This window comes from Bradyrhizobium sp. Ai1a-2, assembly GCF_000426245.1.
GTDB lineage: Bacteria > Pseudomonadota > Alphaproteobacteria > Rhizobiales > Xanthobacteraceae > Bradyrhizobium.
Genome location: NZ_AUEZ01000002.1, coordinates 108240 through 131986, shown reverse-complemented (window position 1 = coordinate 131986; position 23747 = coordinate 108240). Strand labels below are relative to the sequence as shown.

General features: G+C 60.9%; 22 protein-coding genes. 12 read left to right on the top strand and 10 right to left on the bottom strand.

The annotated features are described in order from the left end of the window. Position 1: 1 nt before the first annotated feature. Both K288_RS0102145 and K288_RS44395 read right to left on the bottom strand, forming a co-directional pair. Positions 2–694 (bottom strand): HAD family hydrolase, encoded by a 693-nt coding sequence (locus K288_RS0102145; protein WP_043159203.1) that lies wholly within the window; start codon positions 692–694, stop codon positions 2–4. A gap of 63 nt (positions 695–757) precedes the next feature. Next, the gene (locus K288_RS44395) at positions 758–1387 is read right to left on the bottom strand and encodes a histidine phosphatase family protein (RefSeq protein ID WP_051334306.1); all 630 of its coding nucleotides are present in this window, start codon (positions 1385–1387) and stop codon (positions 758–760) included. Between the two features lie 271 nt (positions 1388–1658). On the opposite strand from K288_RS44395, the gene K288_RS0102135 reads away from it, so the two are divergent. Continuing rightward, a complete protein-coding gene (locus tag K288_RS0102135) occupies positions 1659–3572 on the top strand; it encodes a glycoside hydrolase family 15 protein (protein ID WP_244443034.1) in 1914 nt (637 codons plus the stop codon). A gap of 13 nt (positions 3573–3585) precedes the next feature. Further along, positions 3586–4050, top strand: coding sequence for a HEAT repeat domain-containing protein (locus tag K288_RS0102130; RefSeq protein ID WP_027578094.1), 465 nt, complete (start codon positions 3586–3588; stop codon positions 4048–4050). Positions 4051–4107: 57 nt separating this feature from the next. Here the strand turns inward: K288_RS0102130 and K288_RS0102125 are convergent, their stop codons facing one another. The 4 genes from K288_RS0102125 to K288_RS0102110 form a co-directional block, all read right to left on the bottom strand. Further along, positions 4108–5964, bottom strand: coding sequence for an SLC13 family permease (locus tag K288_RS0102125; protein WP_343207722.1), 1857 nt, complete (start codon positions 5962–5964; stop codon positions 4108–4110). A 119-nt stretch (positions 5965–6083) separates the two neighbouring features. After that, positions 6084–7745, bottom strand: a complete 1662-nt coding sequence (gene ggt, locus K288_RS0102120; RefSeq protein ID WP_027578092.1) for a gamma-glutamyltransferase — start codon at positions 7743–7745, stop codon at positions 6084–6086. 94 nt (positions 7746–7839) lie between these two features. After that, on the bottom strand, positions 7840–8061 hold the full coding sequence (locus K288_RS0102115) for a hypothetical protein (RefSeq protein ID WP_027578091.1): 222 nt from the start codon (positions 8059–8061) through the stop codon (positions 7840–7842). A gap of 12 nt (positions 8062–8073) precedes the next feature. Beyond that, complete coding sequence (locus K288_RS0102110) at positions 8074–9708, bottom strand: L-lactate permease (RefSeq protein WP_027578090.1); 1635 nt, start codon at positions 9706–9708, stop codon at positions 8074–8076. A gap of 369 nt (positions 9709–10077) precedes the next feature. Here K288_RS0102110 and K288_RS50315 point away from each other — a divergent pair, with 369 nt between their 5' ends. After that, positions 10078–10389 (top strand): DUF3551 domain-containing protein, encoded by a 312-nt coding sequence (locus K288_RS50315; protein WP_343207720.1) that lies wholly within the window; start codon positions 10078–10080, stop codon positions 10387–10389. Positions 10390–10495: 106 nt separating this feature from the next. On the opposite strand, the gene K288_RS0102105 is transcribed toward K288_RS50315, so the two are convergent. From K288_RS0102105 to K288_RS0102090, 4 genes are all read right to left on the bottom strand, one after another. Beyond that, the gene (locus K288_RS0102105) at positions 10496–11131 is read right to left on the bottom strand and encodes a response regulator transcription factor (RefSeq protein ID WP_027578089.1); all 636 of its coding nucleotides are present in this window, start codon (positions 11129–11131) and stop codon (positions 10496–10498) included. A 202-nt stretch (positions 11132–11333) separates the two neighbouring features. Then, a complete protein-coding gene (locus K288_RS0102100; RefSeq protein ID WP_027578088.1) occupies positions 11334–11954 on the bottom strand; it encodes a response regulator transcription factor in 621 nt (206 codons plus the stop codon). A 66-nt stretch (positions 11955–12020) separates the two neighbouring features. Then, positions 12021–13229, bottom strand: a complete 1209-nt coding sequence (locus K288_RS44390; protein ID WP_244443033.1) for a PAS domain-containing sensor histidine kinase — start codon at positions 13227–13229, stop codon at positions 12021–12023. 303 nt (positions 13230–13532) lie between these two features. Then, entirely contained in the window at positions 13533–14246 is a 714-nt protein-coding gene (locus tag K288_RS0102090; RefSeq protein ID WP_027578087.1) for a Bax inhibitor-1/YccA family protein, read from the bottom strand. Between the two features lie 399 nt (positions 14247–14645). On the opposite strand from K288_RS0102090, the gene K288_RS0102085 reads away from it, so the two are divergent. From K288_RS0102085 to K288_RS0102045, 9 genes are all read left to right on the top strand, one after another. Then, the gene (locus K288_RS0102085; RefSeq protein WP_027578086.1) at positions 14646–14891 is read left to right on the top strand and encodes a hypothetical protein; all 246 of its coding nucleotides are present in this window, start codon (positions 14646–14648) and stop codon (positions 14889–14891) included. 244 nt (positions 14892–15135) lie between these two features. Next, on the top strand, positions 15136–15567 hold the full coding sequence (locus K288_RS0102080) for a DUF992 domain-containing protein (protein ID WP_051334304.1): 432 nt from the start codon (positions 15136–15138) through the stop codon (positions 15565–15567). A gap of 135 nt (positions 15568–15702) precedes the next feature. Next, entirely contained in the window at positions 15703–16755 is a 1053-nt protein-coding gene (locus tag K288_RS0102075) for an NAD(P)-dependent alcohol dehydrogenase (protein WP_027578084.1), read from the top strand. A 616-nt stretch (positions 16756–17371) separates the two neighbouring features. After that, positions 17372–19042, top strand: coding sequence for an aromatic/alkene/methane monooxygenase hydroxylase/oxygenase subunit alpha (locus K288_RS0102070; protein ID WP_027578083.1), 1671 nt, complete (start codon positions 17372–17374; stop codon positions 19040–19042). An 83-nt stretch (positions 19043–19125) separates the two neighbouring features. Further along, the gene (locus tag K288_RS0102065) at positions 19126–20166 is read left to right on the top strand and encodes a 2Fe-2S iron-sulfur cluster-binding protein (protein WP_027578082.1); all 1041 of its coding nucleotides are present in this window, start codon (positions 19126–19128) and stop codon (positions 20164–20166) included. Between the two features lie 56 nt (positions 20167–20222). Further along, positions 20223–21293, top strand: coding sequence for an aromatic/alkene monooxygenase hydroxylase subunit beta (locus K288_RS0102060; protein ID WP_027578081.1), 1071 nt, complete (start codon positions 20223–20225; stop codon positions 21291–21293). 6 nt (positions 21294–21299) lie between these two features. Further along, a complete protein-coding gene (locus tag K288_RS0102055) occupies positions 21300–21671 on the top strand; it encodes an MmoB/DmpM family protein (RefSeq protein WP_027578080.1) in 372 nt (123 codons plus the stop codon). Positions 21672–21794: 123 nt separating this feature from the next. Further along, complete coding sequence (locus K288_RS0102050; protein ID WP_027578079.1) at positions 21795–22817, top strand: amidohydrolase family protein; 1023 nt, start codon at positions 21795–21797, stop codon at positions 22815–22817. A 5-nt stretch (positions 22818–22822) separates the two neighbouring features. Beyond that, positions 22823–23668: an iron-sulfur cluster assembly protein gene (locus K288_RS0102045; RefSeq protein ID WP_027578078.1), complete on the top strand. Its 846-nt coding sequence runs from the start codon at positions 22823–22825 to the stop codon at positions 23666–23668. The last annotated feature ends 79 nt before the right edge of the window (positions 23669–23747 follow it).

Sequence of the window (23747 nt, the reverse complement as noted above, 5' to 3'; positions counted from 1 at the left end):
TTCACCTCCGTACAGCTTCGAGTCGCGGGGTTGCCGCAAGCAGGCGACCCAGATCGAAGTCGAGCAGGTCTCCGATCCGGTCCACCGTCACGTCGGGTGTGGGGAAAGAGGCGAGGGCGTTCGCGTCACGCGCATATTGTCCTTGTCGGGGAAGGACGGTGGTGACGCGGGTGCCCCAAGCCTCCTTGACAGCGGCAAGGATACGCGGCTTGTCATCCACCAGAACATAGTGCAGCGCCGGATAGCGGGCTTCGACATCATCGAGCGCGAGTTCCTTGTGGATGTAGATCAGCACGTGCGAACTGACTGCCTCCGAAAGCCCGGAGCGCTCGACCTTGCGGGGTTGAAAGACGACGTCGCCGTCGGTGAGAAGGACGGTTGGACCCCATTGACGCAGTCGTTCGAGCACATCCAGAGATCCGGGATACAAACGATTGGCGAACGGGTAATCGACCAGAAACGACGACATGGACAACAGGTGCATGTCCTGCGGGTGCTCGACGCGGTAGCGCTGCAGCGCACCGAGATAGTCTCGATATCCCAGTTCTTCGAACAGTTCCTCGAGAATTGCCCAGTACCGATCGCGAGATGAGGCACCGTACCGGCGCTCGAGGTAGGCCTTGATGTCGGCCTGGATGCGGTCGTTATCGAGAAGCGTATTGTCGACATCGACCAGAAAGACGACTTGGTTCATCGGCCTTACCCTTTCGGCTCCACCCAATATGCTCAGCCTGCGGCTGAAGCCGCGCGGCCATTTTTAAGGCTGCCCCCTTCCGCCTGTCGTCGCCAACCGATCTTCAACGTGCCGGGCGTCGTTCCAGAGCCGGATTGCTGGTTCCGACTGATCGTGCTCGTACCCAAGTATGCTCAGGCTTGCGGTATCGAGCGTGAAGAATCTGCCGGCGCCTGCATCGAGCCCTAACCAGCGTGCCGTTAGAACCCGGAGAAAATGCCCGCTCGAAAACAATAGAACATTGCCCCGGACGTTGCGAACCCGGTCCACGATGCAATCGGCCCGGGCACCGACCTCATCCGGTGTTTCGCCTCCAGGACAACCGTCGCGAAACAATTGCCAGCCCGGACGCTGCTGGTGGATCTCATTGGTACGAAGACCCTCGTACTGGCCATAGTTCCATTCGACCAGATTGCGGTCGGTCTCCGCGTCACCTCCGAACCCGGCCAACGCGCACGTTCGGGTCGCGCGCTTCAGCGGACTCGTTAACACTTTCGTGAAAGTGAAGCCCTGCAACCGCCGGCCCAAACTCTGCGCATTCAGTTCGCCGCGTTCAGTGAGAGGCAAATCTGTGAGGCCAGTATGCTGACCTGAGAGGCTCCACGCGGTCTCGCCGTGCCTTGCAAGGCAAATGATCGGAAGGACGGCGCTCATGGTCTCGCCCCTTCAGTCGAGCCTCTCGGTGCATACGGTCGACGAACTTGGAACACGTCGTGGCTAGGCCATATCTATCGCGGACATCGCGGCACGCCTCGCTGTAGCAAGGTCGAAAGCGTAATGCGACTTCTTCAACCAGGCAACGACAAGCACTCCAGCGTTCCGGAGATTTCGCGCCGACCACGTGTGTGACAGCGATGCTGACGTGTTCCCTTGGTGCAACTGACCGGGCCGCGGACGAGACGAGCGAGGTTGCGAGCAGAAAAAGGTGAATATCCGTTATGTCTTTTCGCCGTCTCAGGGCATTGACGATACGCCCTTCGTGAGGCTCGATCAGCATCGGGCGAGCGGAGGAGACGAGATCATGGGCTACAAGCCGATCGAGTCCTACGGCGTCATCGGCGACCTGCACACCGTTGCCCTGGTCGGCATCGACGGATCCATCGACTGGTGCTGCCTGCCGCACTTTGACTCGCCGAGCGTCTTCGCGGCGATCCTCGACGACCAGAGAGGGGGCTCGTTCCGCATCGCTAGTCTCTACGAGGCGCAGCACAAACAGATGTACATGCCTGACAGCAACGTCCTGGTGACGCGCTTTCTTAGCGACCAGGGCGTCGGTGAGGTCGTGGACTTCATGCCGGTCCAAGGCGCGCGCGAGATCAGAAAGATCCATCAGATCGTCCGGGTGGTGCGCGCGGTGCGCGGGTCGGTCCGCTTCCGCCTTGACTGCCGGCCGGCTTTCGACTTCGCCCGCCGGCCCCACCAAGTCATTTTGGAGGGCCGGGGAGCGATCTTCGAGGCGCAAGGCATGAAAGTCTCGCTGGTCAGCCGCTTCCCGCTTGGTCGGCAGGGCGACGGCGTCGCTGCAGAGTTTGTCCTCAACCCCGGGGAGACGACCACGTTCATCCTCCGCCACGTCGAGGAGAACGGCCACGGCGTTCATGACGGGGTCCTGCTCGAGGCGCGGCTGGTCGGCACGGAGGCGCTGACGCAGACCTTGGCCTTTTGGCGGCAGTGGTTGAGGAAGTGCAACTATTCGGGTCGCTGGCGCGAGATGGTCCATCGCTCGGCGCTGGTGTTGAAGCTGCTGACGTTCGCGCCGACCGGCGCGATCGTGGCGGCACCGACCTGCGGGCTGCCGGAAGAGATCGGCGGAGTGCGCAACTGGGACTATCGCTATACTTGGGTGCGCGACGCCGCTTTCACCAATTACGCCTTCCTGCGCCTCGGGCTGACGTCGGAGGCAGAGCAGTTCATGTGCTGGTTGGAGCAGCGGGCCGTCGAGGGCGCCCGGGGCGACCCGTTGCAGACTATGTATCGCATCGACGGCGGGCACGAGCTGCCCGAGGAAGTCCTCGGCCACCTCGACGGCTACCGCGGCTCGCGTCCGGTGCGAGTCGGCAACGCCGCTGCCGAGCAGCTTCAGCTGGACATCTATGGCGAGCTGATGGACGCCGTCTACCTGTACGACAAATACGGGACGCCGACCGCCTATGACTTCTGGTGCCACCTGCGCAAGATGCTCGACTGGGTGGCGAACAACTGGGAGCGAGCCGACGATGGCATCTGGGAGGTGCGCGGTGGACAGCAGCAGTTCGTCTACTCCAAGGTGCAGTGCTGGGTGGCGCTGGACCGAGCGCTCCGCCTTGCGCGGAAGCGGAGCCTGCCGCTGGACCGCGCCCGCCTGGCCGCGGAGCGAGACCGCATTTACGAGGCCGTCATGACGCACGGCTGGAACAGGGAGCGGCAGACCTTCGTGCAGCACTTCGCCACCGACGCGGTGGATGCGTCCAACCTGATCATGCCGCTCGTCTTCTTCCTGTCGCCGACAGACCCCCGTATGCGCGGGACGCTGGACCGGACCATGGCGGAGCTGGTCTCCGACAGCCTGGTGCACCGCTACGAGATCGGCAGAGGGGCCGGCGACGGCCTGACCGGGAGCGAAGGGACGTTCAATATGTGTACGTTCTGGCTGGTGGAAGCGCTCGCGCGGTCAGGCCGCGCCGAGGAGGCCCGCTTCATCTTCGAGAAGATGCTGACTTATGCCAACCACCTCGGCCTGTACGCCGAGGAGACGGGTCCGCGTGGCGAGGCGCTGGGCAATTTCCCGCAGGCATTCACTCACATCGGGCTGATAAGTGCCGCGTTCAACCTGGACCGCCGGCTCGGCGTGGGGCTTTGAGTAGGGTCTGACCATGAGCGCGCAGGTCGCTTACCTAGGGACTTCCGTTCTAGACTGGGTGAGGGAGCTTTCGAGCAGCGATCCGCTCCGGCGCCGCCTCGGCGCATATGCCCTGGGCGAGATCGGTCCCGCGGCACCCGAGGCTATGTCCGACCTCGCCGGGGCCCTTCAGGACCCTGTCGGGTTCGTGCGCGTCTGGGCGGCTGCGGCCCTCGCCCGGATGGCGCCCGCGGGTGGAGAGTCGGTCACCGTCCTCATCGCGGAGTTGGGCAACGAGCTTGCCTTCGTCCGCAGCCTGGCGGCCTGGCACCTCGGTCGCCTCGGTCCGGCCTTCCCGGGGATCGAACAAGCCCTCATCCCTCTCCGACAGCTCGCGGGTGATGAGGATCCGAGCGTGCGGGTGGAGGCCGCGCTAGCGTTGGGGATGCTCGAGGGGAAGGGCGCCCCGCCGCCGGAGCTGAAGTCCTTGTGCACTTGAGCCTGCCGCGGCATCGGCACGCGCGGATTTCGAGCCCTGGGCGCCCGCTTCGTGGCCTCAGAATTTCCAGTAAAGGGGAATGACGACCACAGTGACGATCAACGCCCAAACGATGACAACAAGGCCGAGTCTCCAAAAATCGCCAAAACGATATCCGCCCGGCCCATAGACCATCAGGCTTACTCCATTGGCGAACGGAGTGAGGAAGGATGCGCTGGCCCCCATGGCAACGCCCAGCATCAGGGGAAGCGCAGAAACGCCCAACTCGGACGCCGTGGCAAGACCGATCGGCATCATGACCAGCGCTGCCGATGTGTTGGAAATGAACTGCGAGATGGTCGCCGATACGATGAAAATTCCCGCCAGCACAGCATGCGGGCCGGCAGCTCCCAGCGCGGTGACGACGTAATCTCCCATCAGGGCAGCGGCGCCGGTCTTGGTCATCGCCGTCGCGGGCGGTATCATCGCTCCGATCAGGATGCATGTATTCCAATCGATCCCTCGATAAAATTGGGGAAGCGTCAGTACTCCGGTGAGAACCATGAGAGCCGCGCAGATCACCGCTGCAATCGGTGCCGGCGCGATGTCGAAGGCGAGCAGGACGACCAGCAACAGCAGGATGGCGATCGCTGCACGTGCGCCTGGCCCCAACGCCACAGCCTGCTTCTGCACGACTTCGGGAGAATCGACGACCAGCACCTTCGGGTCTGAAAGGTATTGATCCAGAGCTTTCCACGTTCCCTGCAGCAAGAGATGGTCACCTGCGCGCAACGCAACGGGCTCCTGGCCCATTTCGGTGCCGCCTCGCTGTATCGCCAAAACCATCAGATCGCCGTCCTCGGTCGTCATCCCGGGAAACATCGATTGCCCGATCATCTTGGAACGCATCGGGATGATGACTTCAGCCAAACCCGAGGAGCGACTGAGCAGCACATCCGCAACGGAGCCTGCTTCTTTGCCTTCCCGAACGGCCAGATGCATATCGGCGGCAAGGCGTCCGGCCATCTCGGCCTCACCGCGGGCGAGAATCAAATCGCCTTCTGCGATCTGGGCCCGTTGCAGTGGGGTCGCACCATCGGCCTCCAGCAGCGCGATCAGTTGCAGGCCTGCATAGTTGCTCAAGTCGACTTCGCCCTTTGTCTTGCCGATGTAGGGGGACGTTTGCCGAACACGGAAATGATGCAGCCCATCTTCCAGTCGGTATTGCTCGACCAGGGTTTGTGCGTGCGCGCTGAAGTCGGCAGGAATCGATTGGCTCCGCCGTTCCGGCAGCAGCGACCGCCCAAACAGCACCGTGGCGACGATCGTTCCGGCCAAGAGCGGAATTCCGAGCACCGACCATTCGAAGAAGCCGATATGCTCCACGCCCCCCTCGTCGGCCTGGGTGGCCGCGATCACATTGACCGGGGTGCCCAGCAAAGTCAGCTTGGAGCCGGTCAGGCAGGCGAATGCGAGCGGAATCATGATCCGGGACGATGCCATCCCGGTCCTGACCGCAACGGCCACGGTCACCGGCAGCATTGCCGCTACGGCTCCGTTCATGCCGATCAATCCGCTGAAGACAGCGGCAACGATCATGATGGCGACGATCCGCAGTGTTTCGTTACTGCCGGTGTGCCGCATCAGGAGTTGGCCCGCCCAAGCGCCCACTCCGGCTGTTTCCAGTCCCGATGCGATGGCGAGCAAGGCCGCGATCAGAATGACCACGGGATCGCCAAACCCGCCAAGGGTTTCGTTCATCGTCAGCACGCCGGTAAAGTACAGCGCGAGCGACGCAGCGACCGCGACCACCGCCGCAGGAAACCGATTCCACGCAAAGAGCACCATCGCCGCGAAGATGATCGATAACGTAATGACTATCTGAGCCATGCGGCTGCTCCATGCGATGCGCAGTCTGCGGCCGCGGCTTCCCACTGATTGGGCAGCGCCGAAGCAACTCGACTGATCGAATATCCGAAGCGTTCTGCTTCGGGCGAAATGACGTCTCCTTCGGATGCGGTGTCCTTGAAGGGCGCAGGGCGATGGCCGCCGTCTCAATAGCCCAGCGCGGCTCCATCGCCTCGCGGGTCCGCTCCACCCTCAAAGAAGCCTTGTTCGCGATCGACCCGGATGGCTTGCGCATGCCCCAGATTGTCGTTCCAATCGGTCACCATCTGGACCGGCTGTCCGCGCCGTTTCAGCTCGCGCGCCACCTCATCTGAAATGCGGCCTTCGAGGGACAGGTTGCGCGAGCGCGTGCCCCAGGTGCGTCCCATCAACCAGCGCGGCGCCTCGATCGCCTGCTGCACGTCATAGCCGAAATCGACGATACGAGTCAGCAAAGCGGCCTGCGATTGCGGCTGGCCTTCGCCACCCATCGATCCGAAAGCAAGGTAAGGCTGACCGTCGCGTGCGAGCAGTGCGGGTATCAATGTGTGAAATGTACGTTTGCCCGGCTGCAGATGATTGGGATGCTTCTCGTCGAGAGAAAAGAACGCGCCGCGATTTTGCAGAATTATGCCGGTATCGCCGGCGATCACGGCGCTGCCAAAGTCGTGATAGATCGACTGGATCAGCGACACGACCATTCCGTCCCGGTCGGCGGCGCAGAAATAACACGTGTCGCCATCAGGCGCTCGCCGCTCGTGCGGATGCTCGTAAGCGATCCCGGCTGGCACGTCCTGGATATTGAGCGCTCGCTCGGGATCGATCAAACGACGACGCTCGTCGGCATATGCCTTGCTGATCAGCCGTGGCACCGGAATGTCCACGAAATTTGGATCCGTCAGCCATTCCTCCCGATCGGCAAATGCAATTTTTACCGCCTCGGCCATGTGATGATAGTAGTCGGCCGTGCCGTCTCCCCATGCGGTCACATCGTAGCCTTCGATCAGCTTGAGGATTTGCAGCGCGGTGAATCCCTGAGTGTTGGGCGGTAGTTCATAGACGTCATAGCCACGGTAGGTGCCTGCGATCGGCTCGACCCATTCCGCCTGGAAGGCGGCAAAATCATCCGCCGCCAGTGGAGAGCCCTGGGCTTGCAGCACGGAGCAAATACGTTCGGCGATGGCGCCTTCGTAGAAGCTCTTCCGCGCGCCTTGGCTGGCGATATGCTGGAGTGAACGGGCAAGGTCACCTTGCGCCAGCCGGCGGCCTTCGCGAGGAACGCGCTTGTCGGGTAGAAAGACGGCCGCAGTGGCCGGGTAGGTCGCCAGAATCAATTCGTCCTGCGCCAGCCAATCGGCGAGCGAGCGGCTGACCACCATCCCGTCGCGGGCATACACGATGGCATCGTCGAAAAGCTTGCTCCAGGGAAGTCGGCCAAACCGTTCGTGTGCCAAACGCCAGCCGTCGATTGCGCCAGGCACGGTCAGAGCACTGAGAGGCCCACGCGCAGGAATTTCGTTGTCTTTGCTTCGCGGGCGGTAATAGTCCAGCGTTGCCATGCGCGCGGCCGGTCCGCTGGCGTTCAACCCATGTACGCGGCCGGTGCTCGGTTCTGCAATCAACCAGAAACCATCGCCTCCCAATCCTGCCATGTGCGGGTAGACCACGCACAGCACCGCATTGGCGGCGATAGCGGCGTCGACGGCACTACCTCCGTGCTGCAGTATGTTCAGCCCCGCCGAACTGGCGAGATAATGCGGCGTCGAGACCACGCCGCGAGGCGCATATGTAGGGGGGCGGCCCGTGCGGGGACCGTTGGGATGACTCATGATCGCCTCCTGACACTGAGCAGTGGGCTAAGCCGCTGCGGAAGGTATCGATCTTTGCGGTCGCAAACAGCGACGACCGTAGCTCTTGCGGGAACTAGGATGTCCGGTCGTCGAACTCCATGCCGACGTCCCTGATCTTGTCACCGGAGTGATCCATGTAGCGCGTCATCACCGGCACCAAACCGCCGACGACAAGACTGATGAAGCCGATCCACCAGACGAGATAGTTGCCCGCTGTCGTGCCCCAACTGGTGATCGGGAATGCGGCGAGCAGCAGCACTAAAGCCAAAATCTCTGCCTTTAGCTTCTTATCCATGGTGCGCTCCGCTTATCGCGCAAAAACAACCAGTGCGATCGTTGCCGCGCCCGTTAGAACGGCGACGAGGACGGTCCAAGGCATGGTGATACGCAGAACCGCTCCCTCTTGGCCTTTTACACCGGCGATGCTCGTGCCCAACACGACATTGGCGGGAGCAATCGCATTACCATAGGCACTACCGGCCGCTTGCGCGGCAATGATGGTCTCTCTGGACATCCCGTGCAGCTGAGCCACACTGCTCTGCACAGCACCGAAAAGCACGCAGGAGGCGGTGCTGCTGGACGTCATGAAAGCGCCAAGAGCACCGATGACGCTCGCGATGCCGGCGTACACCAGCGGCGGCGAAGCCGCTGCGATACCGTAGGCGAGAGTCAAGACCTGGCCGCTATGATCCAGGATACGGCTCGTCACCAGGAACGCGATCACCGGCACGGAAGCGGGCACCGCATCGACGAGCAGAGCAGACCAGATGCTTTCGGGCGTATGACGCTGCGCCCAGGCGCGATAGTAGCCGCCTGCACTGTACACCAGCCAGACGATGATGGAGGTGATCAGCAACATCATCCCGGGATGCGTAAACACGGTAATCGGCGCATAGCGTGCGACCGCGGCATTCTGGATACCAAAGCCGGTTTGAACGGCCGGGAACGGCAGCCCGATCTGAAGCTGTCGCATCACTTCGTTGATCGCCGGAATCAGCAAGACACCGAGGGTCACAACCGTCAGCACAACGTAAGGCAGGAACGACATTGAGAGGCTCATCACCGGCGCCATCTCTTTTTGTTCGCTTGCCCGTGTTTCCATCATGCCCGGCCGTTCGGGGATCTCCTGAATCGGAATCGGCTCACCGTATTTCTTCCAGCGCGACAGTGGATAAAGCGCGAGAAGTGCGACGGCTGCGGCCAGGAAGGTCGAGAGTTCGGGGCTGATGAGGGCAGCCAGAAGCTGCCCAACGCCGAGAATGGTGCCGAGGATCAATACCAGCGGCCAAGCATGGCGTACTGCGGGTCCCTTGCCGTAGAGCCACACGACAAGGAGGCCGCCCAGATAAGTTGGTATGAGGATCAGCAATGCCGACTCATAGGCGGCCCTGACGACGTCTTCCACATTGGCGACTCGCAGCAGTGCCAGCCATCCGACCCCAAGGGTGCCGAAGAACCTTGCCCAGGCATGTGCGAGAACGCCCATGGCTACGGCATGGATCGGCTTCACGCCTACCGTGATCAGTAGCGGCACAACCACGGCGACGGGGGCGCCAAAGCCAGCAATGCCCTGCAGGAACGAGGCAAACACCCAAGCCAGCGCCAGAATGATGAACAGATCGTTGCGACTGAATTTGGCAATGCCTTGCCGCAGCGCGTCGTAGGCGCCGGCCTGCTTGGTGATCTGGTACAGGAGCAGCGCCGGCCAGATCACATACAGGATGAAGACAGCGTCCCATACGCCCTTCGCGCTTGCAACCGCCAACGTGTCCCACGGCGTTCGAAAGGCAAGCACCGCCACGATAGCGGCGGTGAACATCGCCATAGGTCCCGCTTCCGGAGCGCGCCAGCGTAGCGGAACAAGAAAGACAAGCAGCGCGACGATCGGCAAGATCGCCAGCACCCAATGCAGGAGGTCGACCGGGACCTGAGCCGCTTCCATACGTTCCTCCGCAGTGTCACCAGCTCGCCAGAGCGGGTCGCCCGACGCGCTACTCAGAACGTGAATCGATTATTGTTGTCGGCTAAACCTGAGTGGGCGGACCGCATCATCACTGATGGATGTCGCGGTGCGCACGGTGGAGTTTTCGTTAGACTTCAGCATGCCGATATGTTGCTGAACTAAGGGCGCCGAACCAATCGGGTTAGTACCTGACCCTCGTTTAGGGAAAACCCGCAACGTCAGGCTGCGGCGCGACGAGAAATGCCGACATCGGGTGTAAGTTCTGCGAGCTCGTTGCACCGCAAAACGGTCAGCAGGCTCCCGATCGGCGTGCTCTAGGGAATCTTGTCAAGCTCGCCCGCGGAAATCATGGATTTTCAGGCGCGCCCCGCTCAGGCACTATGGAGATATCCTCATGGACGAGGTGATCTCATGCGCTATCTGATGGCACTCTTATCTGCGGCCGGCTTGATCTGGATTGCCGAAGCTGGTCCCGCAGCGGCGAGGGACTATCGCTATTGCCTGCAATCTCGAGCTATGGGGATTCCGGGCGATTGCTCGTTCCGCACGCGCGCGGCGTGCATGGCCGCGGCGTCAGGACGAATGGCCACATGCGCCGTCAATCCGCGCGTGGCATTCGGGCGACATCACCGGCGGGGCCGCGCGCACTCGGGTCAATAATCAGCTCGCGCGCCGTTGCGGGTACTTGGTGGAGTCAGAGCATCCCGACGGCATCGCCCCAGCAATACTCGCGGCGGAACCCCGAGCTACCGGTGCTTTAGGGCGATCAGGGCGCAACCAGCTTCTTGCGAATCGCATAGCGAACCAGCTCGGCTGTCGATGACATGCCAAGCTTGCGCATGGCCGAAGCCCGATGGGTTTCGACAGTTTTCACGCTAAGCTTCAAGATCGAGCTGATGGCCTTGTTGGTATGTCCCTCTGCAATCAACTGAACGACGTTCTGCTCCCGCGATGTCAGGAGCGCACCGGACTTATTCTGCTTGTTAAGCTGGTAGTCGGTCAGCAGTTTCTCCAACACGACACTGGTGAAGTAAGGTCGACCGTCGAGCAGAGCCTCGATTGCCGAGATGAGATGCTTCCTGGCGTCCGATTTGAGCAGGAAGCCGCGTATCCCGCTCAAGAGGGTTTCGGTCAGAATCTCCTCATTTTCGTGCATGGTGAGGATCAACACTTCCGAGCGCAGCCGGAGCGCCTTGACGCGGCGGCTGACTTCCAGTCCGTTCACGAGAGGCATGGAATAGTCGGCGATGATGACGTCTGGTCTCGTTTCCAACGCCAGTGCGATCGCCTGCTCGCCGTCGGGCGCTTCGGCAGTGACAATCCAGTTGGAGCGCGTTTCAACGATCGCACGAAGTCCGGAACGTACGACTTCATGATCATCCGCAATCAGGATGCGTTTCATGGCGTCGTTCCTATACGCTGGAACGGTCAATAGCTGCAGCCGACAGCGAGGTCAGAATCATACTGATTGGCTTTCCGGCCGTTATCCCGCAAAACCCTCGGATTTCGCGGGGAATGTACTGAGGCCAGCCGAGTCTCCCGGGTCCACGGCAGAAGAAGCTGGAACGGAAGCTCAAGCGCCGGATCAACGGCGCCCGAGCGCATCATGCTTCCAGCAGCCGCGCACGAACCGCGTAGCGAACCAGGCCTGCCGTCGAGTGGATGTCCAGCTTGCGCATCGCGGCCGCCCGGTGCGCTTCGGCGGTCTTGACGCTGAGGTTCAGGATGGCGCCGATGCGCTTGTTGCTGTAGCCCTCCGCGATCAGCTTGACCACCAGCCGCTCCCGCGGCGAGAGCCGGTCCCGATCTCCGGTCGAGACCTCGTTCGATTCAGGCGAACAGCTTTCGGTGCAAAATGGCTTGTGCGCGAGAAGCGACTCAACCGCCGCCAACAACAACCTGTTGGCATCCGATTTCAACACGAATGCCCGGGCACCCGCCTCGAATGCCTCCTGCGCCAGCAGGTTGGAGTTGTGGACCGTGAAGATCAGCACCTCGGTCGGCAGACGATATTCCCTGATCCGCCGCGCGACCTCCACGCCCGTCATGCGCGGCATGGAGAAATCGACGATCGCGACATGAGGCTGGTTCGCGATCGCGGCGGCAAGGGCCTTGCTGCCGTCGTTGGCTTCAGCAACGACTTCCCAGTCGGCACGTTGTTCCAGAACCGCTCGCAGTCCCGACCGTACCGCTTCATGATCGTCGGCGATAAGAAAGCGCTTCATGGCGGGTTAACTCCCACTCGTGTTGCATCGCGGGCTCGGCCGGCATCGGCGAAGCGAGTTCAGCTGTTAGTGGACCGGTTTGCGCGGACCATGATGGCGCGGACGACCTTTGGCCGGCGGCGTTTTTTCGGTCGCAGGACCGCGAGGGAACACCGCGGATAGTGTCGTGCCGGGCCGCCCCGTTCCCGGCCCGGAGCGGATCTCGAGGGTGCCTCCGATCTGCTGCAGTCTAACCTTCATCGCGGGAATTCCGACGCCGGGCGGCCCTGCCATCGCGCCGCCGAGCGCCTGGTCGAGCGGCATGCCGCGCCCATTGTCGCTGACCCTCAGCCGGAAGTGGGTGTCGGTCGTCTCGATCACGATCTCGACTTCCGTCGCTCTTGCATGACGAAAGACATTCGTCAGCGCCTCCTGGACCACGCGCAGCAGCGAACGCTGTGTTTCGTAAGGGACTTGATCGATCTCGGGCGAGATACTGGCATCGACTCTCAATGATGTGCGCGCCGCGAACCCTTCCGCATATCTCTCCATTGTCGCTTTCAACCCGGCAACCGTCAGATTTTGCGGGTGCAGCAGGTAGGCAAAGGCCCGGATTTCCTTGATCGCCTGATCGATCGACGCATCGATATCGTCGCAGAGCCCCTCGGCTTTGGCCGGCTCACTCAAGCTGTTCCGCAGTCGCATCACCCCGAGGCTCGTAGCGATCAAATGCTGGCACGTCGAGTCGTGGAGGTCGGAGGCAATGCGTTGCTGCATGTCTTCCTGAATGGAAACCAGCGTGGCGCTCATGTTCGCATTGCCGTCAGAAAGCGCTTCCAGGTTTTTGGATGACGCTCCTTCCACGATCCGATGGCTACCGATGAAGGTGACAATGCCGCCGGTCAGGGGGTCGCAGATCGGCGCAACGATCGTCTCGACCATCCGTGCGGATCCTCCGAGGGCGAGCCGATGCCGGATCCGGACCTCGCCACCTCTCGCACGACAAGCATCAAGCGCCTCATGGATGGACCTTGCATCCTGCCTATCCATGCAGTCGCAAACGGCCATCCCTCGGATGTCTTCGGACGCGATCCCGAGAAGAGATTCGAATGCCGGGTTTATACCCTCATAGACAATGCGCCCTTCGCACGTAAGGCGCATCACGAAGAGAAGGTCGGAAGCCAGCTTCCAGTACAGCCGATCGCTTGCGCTTGGTGCACCAATGCCCGACCATCCCTGTGCGGTGGTTCGATCCGACCCACACGTGGGAGCATTATGTTGCTTCACGGCACGCACTCGCCTTCCACACGGCTCTCGATACCGAAAGCCGCCCCTTACCTCGATCGATCTCCCTGACCCGATCGGATATCCAAGTCCACTATACATCGTCAGGTAGAAAAGCACCATTGACGTGCATCAATATTAGGCTGGAACTCCTGAATTCCTGCGCTGGACTCCAGCCGCGAACAGGACGGCAGCTAATGAGGTGCAACAACGACTAAAATGCGCGGAAACGCGTCCGCTGCGACGGAAGCTTTCTTGTGATGGCACTAACAGCATATCGCTCTCGGGAATGTCTGTCGATCGGCATCTTCCGCGCTAGCGCCGAGTGCCCGCAAGGCGCAGCATCATCATGAACAGGTTGATGAAATTGAGGTAGAGCGACAACGCGGCGAGTACCGACTTGCGGCCTGCGGAAGCTTCATCATCCCTGGAGTCATACATCGCCTTGATACGCTGGGTATCATAGGCAGTCAGGCCGGCAAAGATGCCGACGCCGACGATCGAGATCAACCAGTCAAGTCCGGTCGAGTGCAGGAAGAGGTTGACCAGGCCTGCGATGATGATTCCAATCAACCCCATGAACAGGAAGGTGCCTAGTCCGGATAGGTCGCGCCTGGTGGTGTAGCCAAAGATGCTGAGCGCCCCGAACGTTGCGGCTGCGATGAAGAACACCCGCGTGATCGAGGAGCTGGTGTAGATGTGGAGCAAGGTCGAGAGCGACACGCCGACCAGGCCCGCATAGACAAAGAACACCCACCGTGCAGTCGTTGCCGACAGCGTATGGATGCGCGCACTGATGAAGAACACGAGGGCCAGTGGCGCCAGGATGAAGATCCACATCAGCGGGCTCTGCAGCAGTGCGGGACCAGTGAACTGATAGGTCAGCCAGGCAACAAGTGCAGTGAGGCCAACACCTGTCGCCATGTAGTTGTAGATGCGCAGCATGTAGCTGCGGAGGCCGGCATCGACCACGATGGCATCGCTGCCGACTGTACCGGAAGTGACTGCATTCTGGTCATAATTTGACATGGCTTACCTCCTCTCGGCCGCGCCGAGCTCGGGACAGGAGAGTCTATGGTGTTAGCCACCGTGCGCAATATCGGATGATCACCCGATCTCCGGGGGCGGGAACTACGCTGCTTCGGCGCGCGGAGCGTCTTGGAGGAAACGCCACAGGTCACCGGAGGCTGCGGTGCGCCCCGACTCGTGGAGGCGGATGCAGTATTTTCGTTCATGCGGCCCGCCTCCCGAGACCTGACGCAGCGCAGCATGGCGATGCGCAGTTTCTGCCGCCACATCCTACATAGAATTCCGGATGGGCGAGCAGCAATTGTGCCGATAAGGTCGTATCCATCGGCTGGCCGGCATCCCGCATTTCTTGCCGCCCTCAGCGCTTGGGCTATCGCCGATGGGAACATGGAGGCGAGCATGAATATCCGACTCGTATTCGGCGCTCTGGTCGTCGGCGTAGCTGCAGCCATCGCGGCGCCGCCAGGCCTGGCGGTGGCGCAGTCGACTGACAAGGGCGCGGCTGCGCAAAAGAGCGCGGCACCGAATACAAATATGAACCCGCACAAGCATCGCTATTGGCGCCACCGCGGCGGACAGCATCCACATTTCGGCAGCAGGCGGGTTCGCACCCAAGCGCCTGCTGGGCGGCAGTCGGCCAATTGAACCGCTTGCGGCCTATTGCTCGGTATGACGGACCAGATCCGCTCATGTGGCGTGAGCCGTCGATGACTGATCGAAAGCAGTAGAGGAAGGAAGCCGGCGGCGGTGGATGTCCCATGAGCGAGACTGACGGGCAGCGGAGAAGGCCGCGCGGCCGCGCCTGACAGCACCAGTGATCAAGTCGAGGCCTGAGATGCAGACGATACGGTTGTTTTGTGCCTTGTGTATTTTCGCTTCGATTTCCGCCGTGGCAACGCCCGCGCAAGGCGAGACCTTCAGGGTCGGCCGGCTGTTGTGTGCCAGCAGTCCGCGGATCGGATTCGTTGTTGGATCGACGCAGTCGCTGCGTTGCGTGTTCTACCGGCGAGGTTCGTCGCAACGCTACATTTACGCTGGGCGGATCAGGCGTGTCGGTCTTGACGTCGGCGTCACCGGAGGTGGCGTTCTATCCTGGGCCGTCTTTGCCAAGAACTCGCGGATTGGCCCCGGCACGATGCGCGGGAGCTATGTGGGGGCCAGCGCCAATGTTGCGCTTGGTCCCGGCCTTGGCGCCAACGCTCTGATCGGCGGATCGCGCCGAAGCGTCGTGCTGCAGCCGCTTTCCGTCGAGCGCGCGATCGGCGTCAATCTCGCGGCAACGGTGACCCATTTGACCCTTGGCGAAAGAGGGCGGCGATAACGCATCGCGATGGCTCCTGCCGAAGCAATTCGGAAGATTGCCGATGCGCTGCAACAACAGTTCCGCTGGCATGAAAAATGCTGAGGCGCCTCCGCGATGGCGAGCGCAAAGCTCGCTGGGCAGACGGAGGACAACATGAGAGCCCAAGTATTGAGAGCGTATGACGAGAAGCTTTCCAACGACCAGTGGGTCAGTGAGGAGAACGCGCCTGATCCGAAGCTGACCAAATCGACTGATGTCATCGTCCGCATCGGCGGTGCCGGCGTATGCAGGACTGACCTTCATATCATCGAAGGCGTATGGAAGCCGCATATGGATCCGACCGGCGACAAACTGCTGCCGATCATCATGGGACACGAAAATGCCGGTTGGATCGAAGAGGTTGGCAAGGAAGTCGAGGGACTGAAGAAGGGTGACCCGGTCATCGTTCACCCGAAAATCACGGGTGGCACGTGTCTCGCCTGCCGCAGAGGCTTCGACATGCACGGTCCCGGTACATTTCCGGGTCTTGATTGCAACGGCGGCTATGCAGAATTCCTTTGCACCTCGGAACGCAATATTGTGCCGCTACCAAAGACACTTGCGCCAAAGGATGTCGCTCCTTATGCGGATGCGGGCCTCACGGCCTATCGGGCGGTGAAGAAAGCGACGCGTCACCTTTTGCCAGGCGAATCCTGTGTCGTCATCGGTGCAGGTGGATTGGGCCACATCGGAATCCAGTGTCTCAAGGCGATGTGTGCGGCCGACGTCATTGTGGTCGATAAGTCCGAAGCGTCGCTGAAACTGGCCGAAAAGTCGGGCGCCGACCATCTGGTGAAAGCTGACGGCAACGAAGTGGCAGCCGTTCTGACATTGACTGCCGGAAACGGCGCGGAAGCCGTGATCGATTTTGTCGGCGAGAAAGGCACGACATCCAAGGGGCTGGCGATGACCCGCCCAATGGGCAGCTACTACGTTGTTGGCTACGGTGAGGACATCCGTGTCCCGACCGTCGACATGGTGATTACCGAGAAAAATATTATCGGCAACCTGGTCGGCACTTGGGCCGAACTAACGGAGTTGATGGCGCTTGCAGATCGGGGCTTGGTTGAACTCGCAACCGCCGAATATCGTCTCGCGAATGCAAACGACGCGCTGCACGATCTCAATGCCGGCAAGATTCATGGACGCGCAGTTTTGATTCCCTGAGAGAGTATCCGATCCATCGCGGGCGCGCATTTGCTCGCGATGGATTTGGTGTCCGCCGGTCATGTGCATGGCGGACTTCGTCCGAGCGAGTGATCGCTACTGCGGCGCAAACATTGCGGTGCACACTGGCGCATCTGCTTTACAGCGATTCTCATTTTGCAATTCCTGTCGCAATTTGCGTCTCGATCAGTCGTCAAGCCGATGGCTGTGCGGGGGCGACTGTCACTCATCCCACGCTCACGTCATCAGAAATCATCTGGCAAGTCGCTCGGATGAGCTGGCACGCCCATTGCAAAGCTACTGAGCACAACAACGCAGACTGGTCCTCGTCTGGGGCGAGCCGCGAAAAGAACGAGGGAAGGGGATGCCTAGCTGAGGACGTATCTTGTGCGGGACAACACAACTGCGATCGGGAAGCCGCTGGTTCCAGGATCGCCGCTGATCACCCGCGAAGCGCTCCACAGTCATCCTGAGACCCTTGCCGATATCAAACGTCCGGTCGTGAGAACGACCGCGAGGTGGCCCGTAACGCACGGGTAAGCACTGCCCGGCCGTGGAGGCGTGGGGCAGGCGGAATATCGATGTGGTTTCTGACTCGATCAGGAGGATAGGCTAGATGTCTGGTACGCTAACACTCAACAAGATCACGGCCCAGCGCGGCATTCCCGTTGGTGAGGCTGCAAAGAAGATTGCAGATCTCGGTTGGAATCCTTCCTACGTCCAGGAGGCGATGACCTTCCCCACGGACTACAAGATCACAAAGGCTCCGAAGGATCCGATGAAGCAGGTCCTTCGCTCTTATTTCCCGATGCAGGAGGAAAAGGACAACCGCGTCTACGGCGCGCTCGATGCTGCCTTGCGCGGCGACATGTTCCGCAACGTCGAGCCGCGATGGGTCGAGTGGATGAAGCTGTTCCTGGCGATCATCCCGTTCCCGGAGATCTCGGCGGCGCGCTCGATGGCCATGGTCGGCCGTCTCGCTCCAGGTGAGGATCTGCGCACCGGCTTCACGATGCAGATGGTCGACGAGTTCCGTCACTCGACGATCCAGATGAACCTCAAGAAGTGGTACATGGAGAACTACATCGATCCGGCCGGGTTCGATATCACGGAAGAGGCGTTCGGCAAGTGCTATGCCACAACGATCGGCCGTCAGTTCGGTGAGGGCTTCATCACCGGTGACGCAATCACCTCGGCGAACATCTATCTGACGGTTGTGGCCGAGACCGCCTTTACGAACACGCTGTTCGTAGCGATGCCATCCGAAGCCGCCCGCAACGGCGACTACGCGCTCCCGACCGTGTTCCTTTCCGTGCAGTCGGATGAAAGCCGGCACATCGGCAACGGCCATTCGCTGCTGATGTCCATGCTCAAGGAGCCCGAGAACCATGTGCTGATCGAGCGGGACCTGCGCTATGCCTTCTGGCAGAACCACGCGATCGTCGATGCCGCGATCGGAACCTTCATCGAGTATGGAACCACGAATCGCGACAAGAACAAAGAGTCCTACGTGGAGATGTGGCATCGCTGGATCTTCGAGGACTATTACCGCACCTATATGCTGCCGCTCGAGAAATACGGCATCAAGATCCATCATGACGACGTCCAGACGGCCTGGAAGCGCCTGACCGAGAAGCACTACGTCCACAGGGTCGCGCAATTCTTCGCGGTTGGCTGGCCCGTGAACTTCTGGCGGATCGAAGCTCAGACCGACAAGGACTTCGAGTGGTTCGAGCACAAATATCCAGGCTGGTACGCCCAGTTCGGCGATTTCTGGAAATGGTACGAGAAGCTGTCGCATCGCGGCCAGACCAACATCCTGTTCAACAGCGACGTCGGCTACGTCTATCCGCATCGCTGCTGGTCGTGCCTGGTGCCTTGCCTGATCCGCGAGGACATCGTCACCGGAGAGATCGACGGCCAGCTCTATACCTTCGCGCACGAGCTGGATCGCTGGACGGCCGTGCAGGCATTCGCCGACGAATATGAGGGACGGCCGACGCCAGCGATGGGGCGGTTCAGCGGACGGCGTGAATGGGAAAGCTGCTACCATGATTGGGACCTCGCCGACGCGATCAAGGACCTCGGCTTCGTTCGCACCGACGGCAAGACGCTGGTCCCGCAGCCCCACCTGCGCTTCGACGAGAAGGAGATGTGGACGCTTGACGATCTCCGCGGGCACACCCTGAAGAGCCCGCTGATGACGCTGCGCGGAATGAGCCCGGAAGATCGAGAGGCGCATCTCGCCGAGTATCGCAAGGGATTCACCATCAATCCCTGCAACTAAACCAAACGGAAGGAGCCAGCTCCGGCTGGCTCCTTCCCGATCAATCCCCTGAAGAGTTGCAAGCCTTGGTTCGAGGAGGCCCCATGGGCGCGCCCCCCAATGTCGTTCGCCTGCACCCGGTAGGCATAGAATTCGAGGTTGAGGAGAACGAAACCGTTCTCAACGCCGCCTTCCGCCAGGGCATCGCATTGCCGCATGGTTGCAAGGAGGGACAGTGCTCGGCGTGCAAATGCATCCTTACCGACGGTGATGTGGAGTTGAAGAAATACTCGACGTTCGCCCTCAACGAGATGGAGCGCGGTCAGGATTACATCCTGTTGTGCCGCACGCTGGCCTACTCGGATCTCGAAGTAGAACTCCTCAACTATGACGAAGAGGTGCTGTCGAAAGCGATCGCCGTCAAGGACTTCACGGGCACAGTCACGACCGTCGCCGCGCTGACGCACGACATCAGGTACCTCGAGATCTCGCTGGAGCAACCTCTGAAGTTCTGGGCGGGTCAATATGTCGACATCACGCTCCCGGGGGCAGAGACGATTACGCGCTCGTTTTCCATGGCAAATTCGCCGATCGAAGGCCAAAAACTCGCATTCATCATCAAAAAGTACCCGAACGGACGCTTCTCCTCCCGCCTCGACGGAGACCTCGCCCTCGGAACCAGCGTTGGGATCAGGGGACCGTACGGCACCTGCTTCCGGCGAGAAAACCGAAACGGAGCCATGATCCTGGTCGGCGGCGGATCGGGAATGTCGCCTCTCTGGTCGATCCTCCACGATCACATCAACTCCGGCGAAGTGCGTCCGGTGCGCTTCTTCTACGGGGCCCGGACGCAAAACGATCTCTTCTACCTTGATCGCTTTGCAGAACTCTCCGCAAAGCATCCGGATTTCACGTTCGTGCCTGTCCTCTCTCACGCGGTCGACGACACAGCCTGGCGCGGGGAAAAGGGCTTCGTGCACGAAGCGGTCGGGGCACACCTGCGCAACTCCGGATACGGCGAAGAGGTCGACGTTTATGCCTGCGGACCATCGCCGATGATCGAGGCGCTGACGCCGGTGTTGCAAATGAACGACGTCGAGTCGGACCGCATCTTCTTCGACAAGTTCACGCCAGCCAGCAACTGAGACTTTCCGAGTGCCGATCCGGCAAGTGTAAAGCCACCAATGGGAGGAGGAAGACGATGACTGCAGTTCCAAGTGTTTCAGTGGGATCCGGCGCAGCGGGCGCCGCGGTGTTTCCGGATTCGGACAGCCGCAGGTACAGGTATTTCGAGCCGCGCAGCAAGCGGGCGACGCACTACGAGGACGTGACCGTCGATGTGCAGCCGGATCCGGAACGCTACTTGCTGCAGGACTGGATCATCTCCTTCCCCGATGGGAAGGGCGCCTACACCAAGGACAACACGGCGGCGCTGAGCTCGAACTGGCATGCGTTCCGTGCTCCCGACCAGGAGTGGGAGCGCACCCACTACCAGCGCCAGTCCAAGATCGAAGCGATGGTTCAATCGGTGATCGCCAACGGCCGGAAGTCCGGCGCGCCGAAGGCTTTCAACAAGGCTTGGGTCAAGATTCTGCAGAACCACCTTGGCGCATGGAAACATGTCGAGTTCGGCCTCGGCACTTCGCTGATGCAGGCTCAGCGCTACGGCTATACGCAGATGATCAACAACGCGACGCTGACCAACTCGTCCTACAAGCTCCGCCTTGCCCAGGACATCACGCTCTATCTCGCCGAGATCGGAATGGACATTCCCGGCTTCGACGACGCGGCGGGCAAGCGCACCTGGCTGGAAGACAAGGGCTGGCAGGGCACCCGGGAAGCGGTCGAATCGATCATGGGGTCGACCGACTATCTTGAGCAGTACCTTGCCATCAACGTCGTATTCGAGCCGCTCGTCGGCGAACTCTTCCGAAGCGGCTTCCTGATGCAGGTCGCCTCGTCGAACGGCGACTTCATCACGCCGTCGGTGATCTCGGCGGCCGAGGCCGACTACGAGCGCAATCTCGCGAACACGATGGACCTGCTGCATCTCCTGGTGACCGACAATCAGCATGCCGCCCACAACAAGAACCTGTTCCAGGGCTGGGTGGACAAGCACGTGGCGCTCGCCAACAAGGCGGCCGCCGGCCTGCAGCCGATCTGGTCGCAGCCGCATTCGAAGCCGGTGCAGTACGCCGACGCCCGCGCACAGTCGGTCGAACGCATCAAGAAGATTCTCGGCGAGCTCGGCCTCGTCCTTCCCAAGGAGTAAATTGCAATGTCCGTTGCTTCAAGAACTGCGACCAACCACAACATCTTCCAGAAGATGGGAGACATCGTCTTCGACCGGACGATTTCTCATCAGTGCGGCATCACGATGAATGACAGCGTGGAAGCGCGCGCGATCGCCGAATTCATGGCGAAGAAGCCGAACGTGACCGTGACCTATCAGCCGGCCCTGATCCGCATCGACGGCGAGGGCAAGTTGGTCTTCAAGATGGATGAAATCAGCGAGATTCTCGGCAAGGACATGACGGCCGAGATCTTCGAAGTGAATACCTCGACCCACTACGGCCGAATGGTGCGTATCGACGACAACACAGTGACGCTGTTCGGCAACATGGAAGAGGTCTTCGCATACATCGAGTGAGCTCTTGCACCTCCCGAGCCTGGGTGGAGCCGCATCCCGACGGTTGTGGCTCTACCACTTTCTCGCACGGTCGGCCGTCCCGACGTTGATGGAAAAGCACTTAGCAAAACCTTGGAGATTATCATGTTCATAACCCCTACCGGCGAGGAAGTCTTCGTCATCGACGGGCACACTCATTTCTGGGATGGCAGTCCGTCGAACCAGCGCAACATTCACGGCAAGCAGTTCATCGATTGCTTCTATACCTACCATACCGCGCTCAGCCCGGCGGACAAACTCTGGCCCAAGGAGCAGTTCGAGAAGTACAGCGCCGAGCAGATGTACCACGACCTGTTTGTCGACGGCCCGGACGATATGGCCATCGTACAGTCGACGTACCTGACCGATTTCTACAAGAACGGCTTTAACACCATCGATCGTAACGCCGAGATGGCGAAGAAGTACAAGGATCGCTTTATCGTCAACGGCGCCTTCGACCCGCGCGATGGCGAGCGGGCGCTCGAATATATTCACTACATGAAGGAGACATTCGGCATAAAGGGCGTGAAGCTCTATACGGCCGAGTGGAAGGGCGAATCGCGGGGCTGGAAGCTCACGGATCCATACGCCTATCGTTGCTTCGAGCTTTGCCAGAAACTCGGCATTACGAATATCCACGTCCACAAGGGGCCGACCATCATCCCCTTGGACAAGGATGCATTCGATGTTCACGACGTCGATCACGCAGCCACCGACTTCCAGGGTCTCAATTTCATCATTGAGCATTGCGGCCTGCCGCGACTGGACGACTTCTGCTGGATCGCGGTGCAGGAGACGAACGTCTACGGTGGCCTCGCAGTGGCGCTGCCGTTCATCCATGGTCGTCCGCGTTATTTCGCCGAAGTGATCAGCGAGCTCCTGTTCTGGGTCGGTGAGGACAAGCTCCTTTTCGGCAGCGACTACGCGATCTGGACGCCACGCTGGCTTGTCGAAAAATTTTGGAACTTCGAGCTGCCCGACGATCTGAAGCAGGAGCACGGTGTCGACCTGACGCAGCAGGCAAAGAGGAAGATCCTCGGCCTCAACGCTGCGCGCCTCTATGGCGTGGACATCGAGGCGCAGAGGGGCAAGCTGGTGGGAAGCGCGCACGCGACCGCGGCGGAGTGACAACGATGGACGCTGTCCTTCTGCATCATGACCAAAGGACCTGCGAGGTGTGGGAACGCCTCGCGCTAGTCACGGATCCCGAGCTGGACGAGTCGGTCACCGAACTCGGATTTGTCGAACTTGTCACCGTCGATGACAATTGCGGCGTCGATATCGTCTTTCGCTTGCCGACATACTGGTGCTCGGCGAATTTTGCCTTCCTGATGGCCGACGACATGCGTCGGGCGGTGTCCTCGCTGCCTTGGGTTCGCGAGGCGCGACCGCGCCTCCTGGATCACATGGTCGCGGATGAGATCAATCGCGGCGTCAGGGAAGGCAAATCATTCGGCGACGCACTCAGGGACTTTGCGTCTGGCGGCTCCCTCGAAGAGGTGCGTGAGAAGTTCCGCCGCAAGGCGTTCGAGCGACGCCAGGAGGTCATGGTGCTGGCGTTGCGCGAGGCCGGTTATGACGACCAGGCGATTTGTCAGATGAATCTAAGCAGCTACGACAGGGTGGAGTTCGGTTCGGAGGAGGCGGCACACCAGAAGCCACGCTATCGCGAACTTCTGGTTGAACGACGCCTTGCCTGGCTGCCAGACGACCAGGCGTTCGTCACGTACGAGGGGAGTCCTATCACGCGCCACGAACTTGCCCCCTATCTGCAGCGGCTGCGGGGAGTGCGCATCAACATGGAGTTCAACAGCGCGTTGTGCAGGGGCCTTCTTGCGGCGCGCTATCGCGAACTTGATGGGGACAATGCGGGACAGACGCCGGTCGACGTGGCGCCGTGCGGAGGCTGCGGCAGTGGCTGTGCCGCGCGGTCGGTCGACCCGCCCGTGACGGCCGAGAATTCCGCGGCGCTTGCATGATGTAAGCGGCTTGCAGGAGCGAACAATGGGAGCGGTCAGCAAGTCCGCTCCAGAGATAAACAAAAGACGACCACGTGGG

Excerpts from the sequence above, each read along its gene's own strand:
- ggt (WP_027578092.1), bottom strand. The coding sequence starts at position 7,745 with ATGAGTCATCCCAACGGTCCCCGCACGGGCCGCCCCCCTACATATGCG.
- K288_RS0102075 (WP_027578084.1), top strand. The coding sequence starts at position 15,703 with ATGAGAGCCCAAGTATTGAGAGCGTATGACGAGAAGCTTTCCAACGAC.
- K288_RS0102130 (WP_027578094.1), top strand. The coding sequence starts at position 3,586 with ATGAGCGCGCAGGTCGCTTACCTAGGGACTTCCGTTCTAGACTGGGTG.
- K288_RS0102085 (WP_027578086.1), top strand. The coding sequence starts at position 14,646 with ATGAATATCCGACTCGTATTCGGCGCTCTGGTCGTCGGCGTAGCTGCA.
- K288_RS0102050 (WP_027578079.1), top strand. The coding sequence starts at position 21,795 with ATGTTCATAACCCCTACCGGCGAGGAAGTCTTCGTCATCGACGGGCAC.
- K288_RS0102070 (WP_027578083.1), top strand. The coding sequence starts at position 17,372 with ATGTCTGGTACGCTAACACTCAACAAGATCACGGCCCAGCGCGGCATT.
- K288_RS0102100 (WP_027578088.1), bottom strand. The coding sequence starts at position 11,954 with ATGAAGCGCTTTCTTATCGCCGACGATCATGAAGCGGTACGGTCGGGA.
- K288_RS0102105 (WP_027578089.1), bottom strand. The coding sequence starts at position 11,131 with ATGAAACGCATCCTGATTGCGGATGATCATGAAGTCGTACGTTCCGGA.
- K288_RS0102115 (WP_027578091.1), bottom strand. The coding sequence starts at position 8,061 with ATGGATAAGAAGCTAAAGGCAGAGATTTTGGCTTTAGTGCTGCTGCTC.
- K288_RS0102060 (WP_027578081.1), top strand. The coding sequence starts at position 20,223 with ATGACTGCAGTTCCAAGTGTTTCAGTGGGATCCGGCGCAGCGGGCGCC.
- K288_RS0102090 (WP_027578087.1), bottom strand. The coding sequence starts at position 14,246 with ATGTCAAATTATGACCAGAATGCAGTCACTTCCGGTACAGTCGGCAGC.
- K288_RS0102145 (WP_043159203.1), bottom strand. The coding sequence starts at position 694 with ATGAACCAAGTCGTCTTTCTGGTCGATGTCGACAATACGCTTCTCGAT.
- K288_RS0102110 (WP_027578090.1), bottom strand. The coding sequence starts at position 9,708 with ATGGAAGCGGCTCAGGTCCCGGTCGACCTCCTGCATTGGGTGCTGGCG.
- K288_RS50315 (WP_343207720.1), top strand. The coding sequence starts at position 10,078 with ATGGATTTTCAGGCGCGCCCCGCTCAGGCACTATGGAGATATCCTCAT.
- K288_RS44395 (WP_051334306.1), bottom strand. The coding sequence starts at position 1,387 with ATGAGCGCCGTCCTTCCGATCATTTGCCTTGCAAGGCACGGCGAGACC.
- K288_RS0102055 (WP_027578080.1), top strand. The coding sequence starts at position 21,300 with ATGTCCGTTGCTTCAAGAACTGCGACCAACCACAACATCTTCCAGAAG.
- K288_RS0102065 (WP_027578082.1), top strand. The coding sequence starts at position 19,126 with ATGGGCGCGCCCCCCAATGTCGTTCGCCTGCACCCGGTAGGCATAGAA.
- K288_RS0102045 (WP_027578078.1), top strand. The coding sequence starts at position 22,823 with ATGGACGCTGTCCTTCTGCATCATGACCAAAGGACCTGCGAGGTGTGG.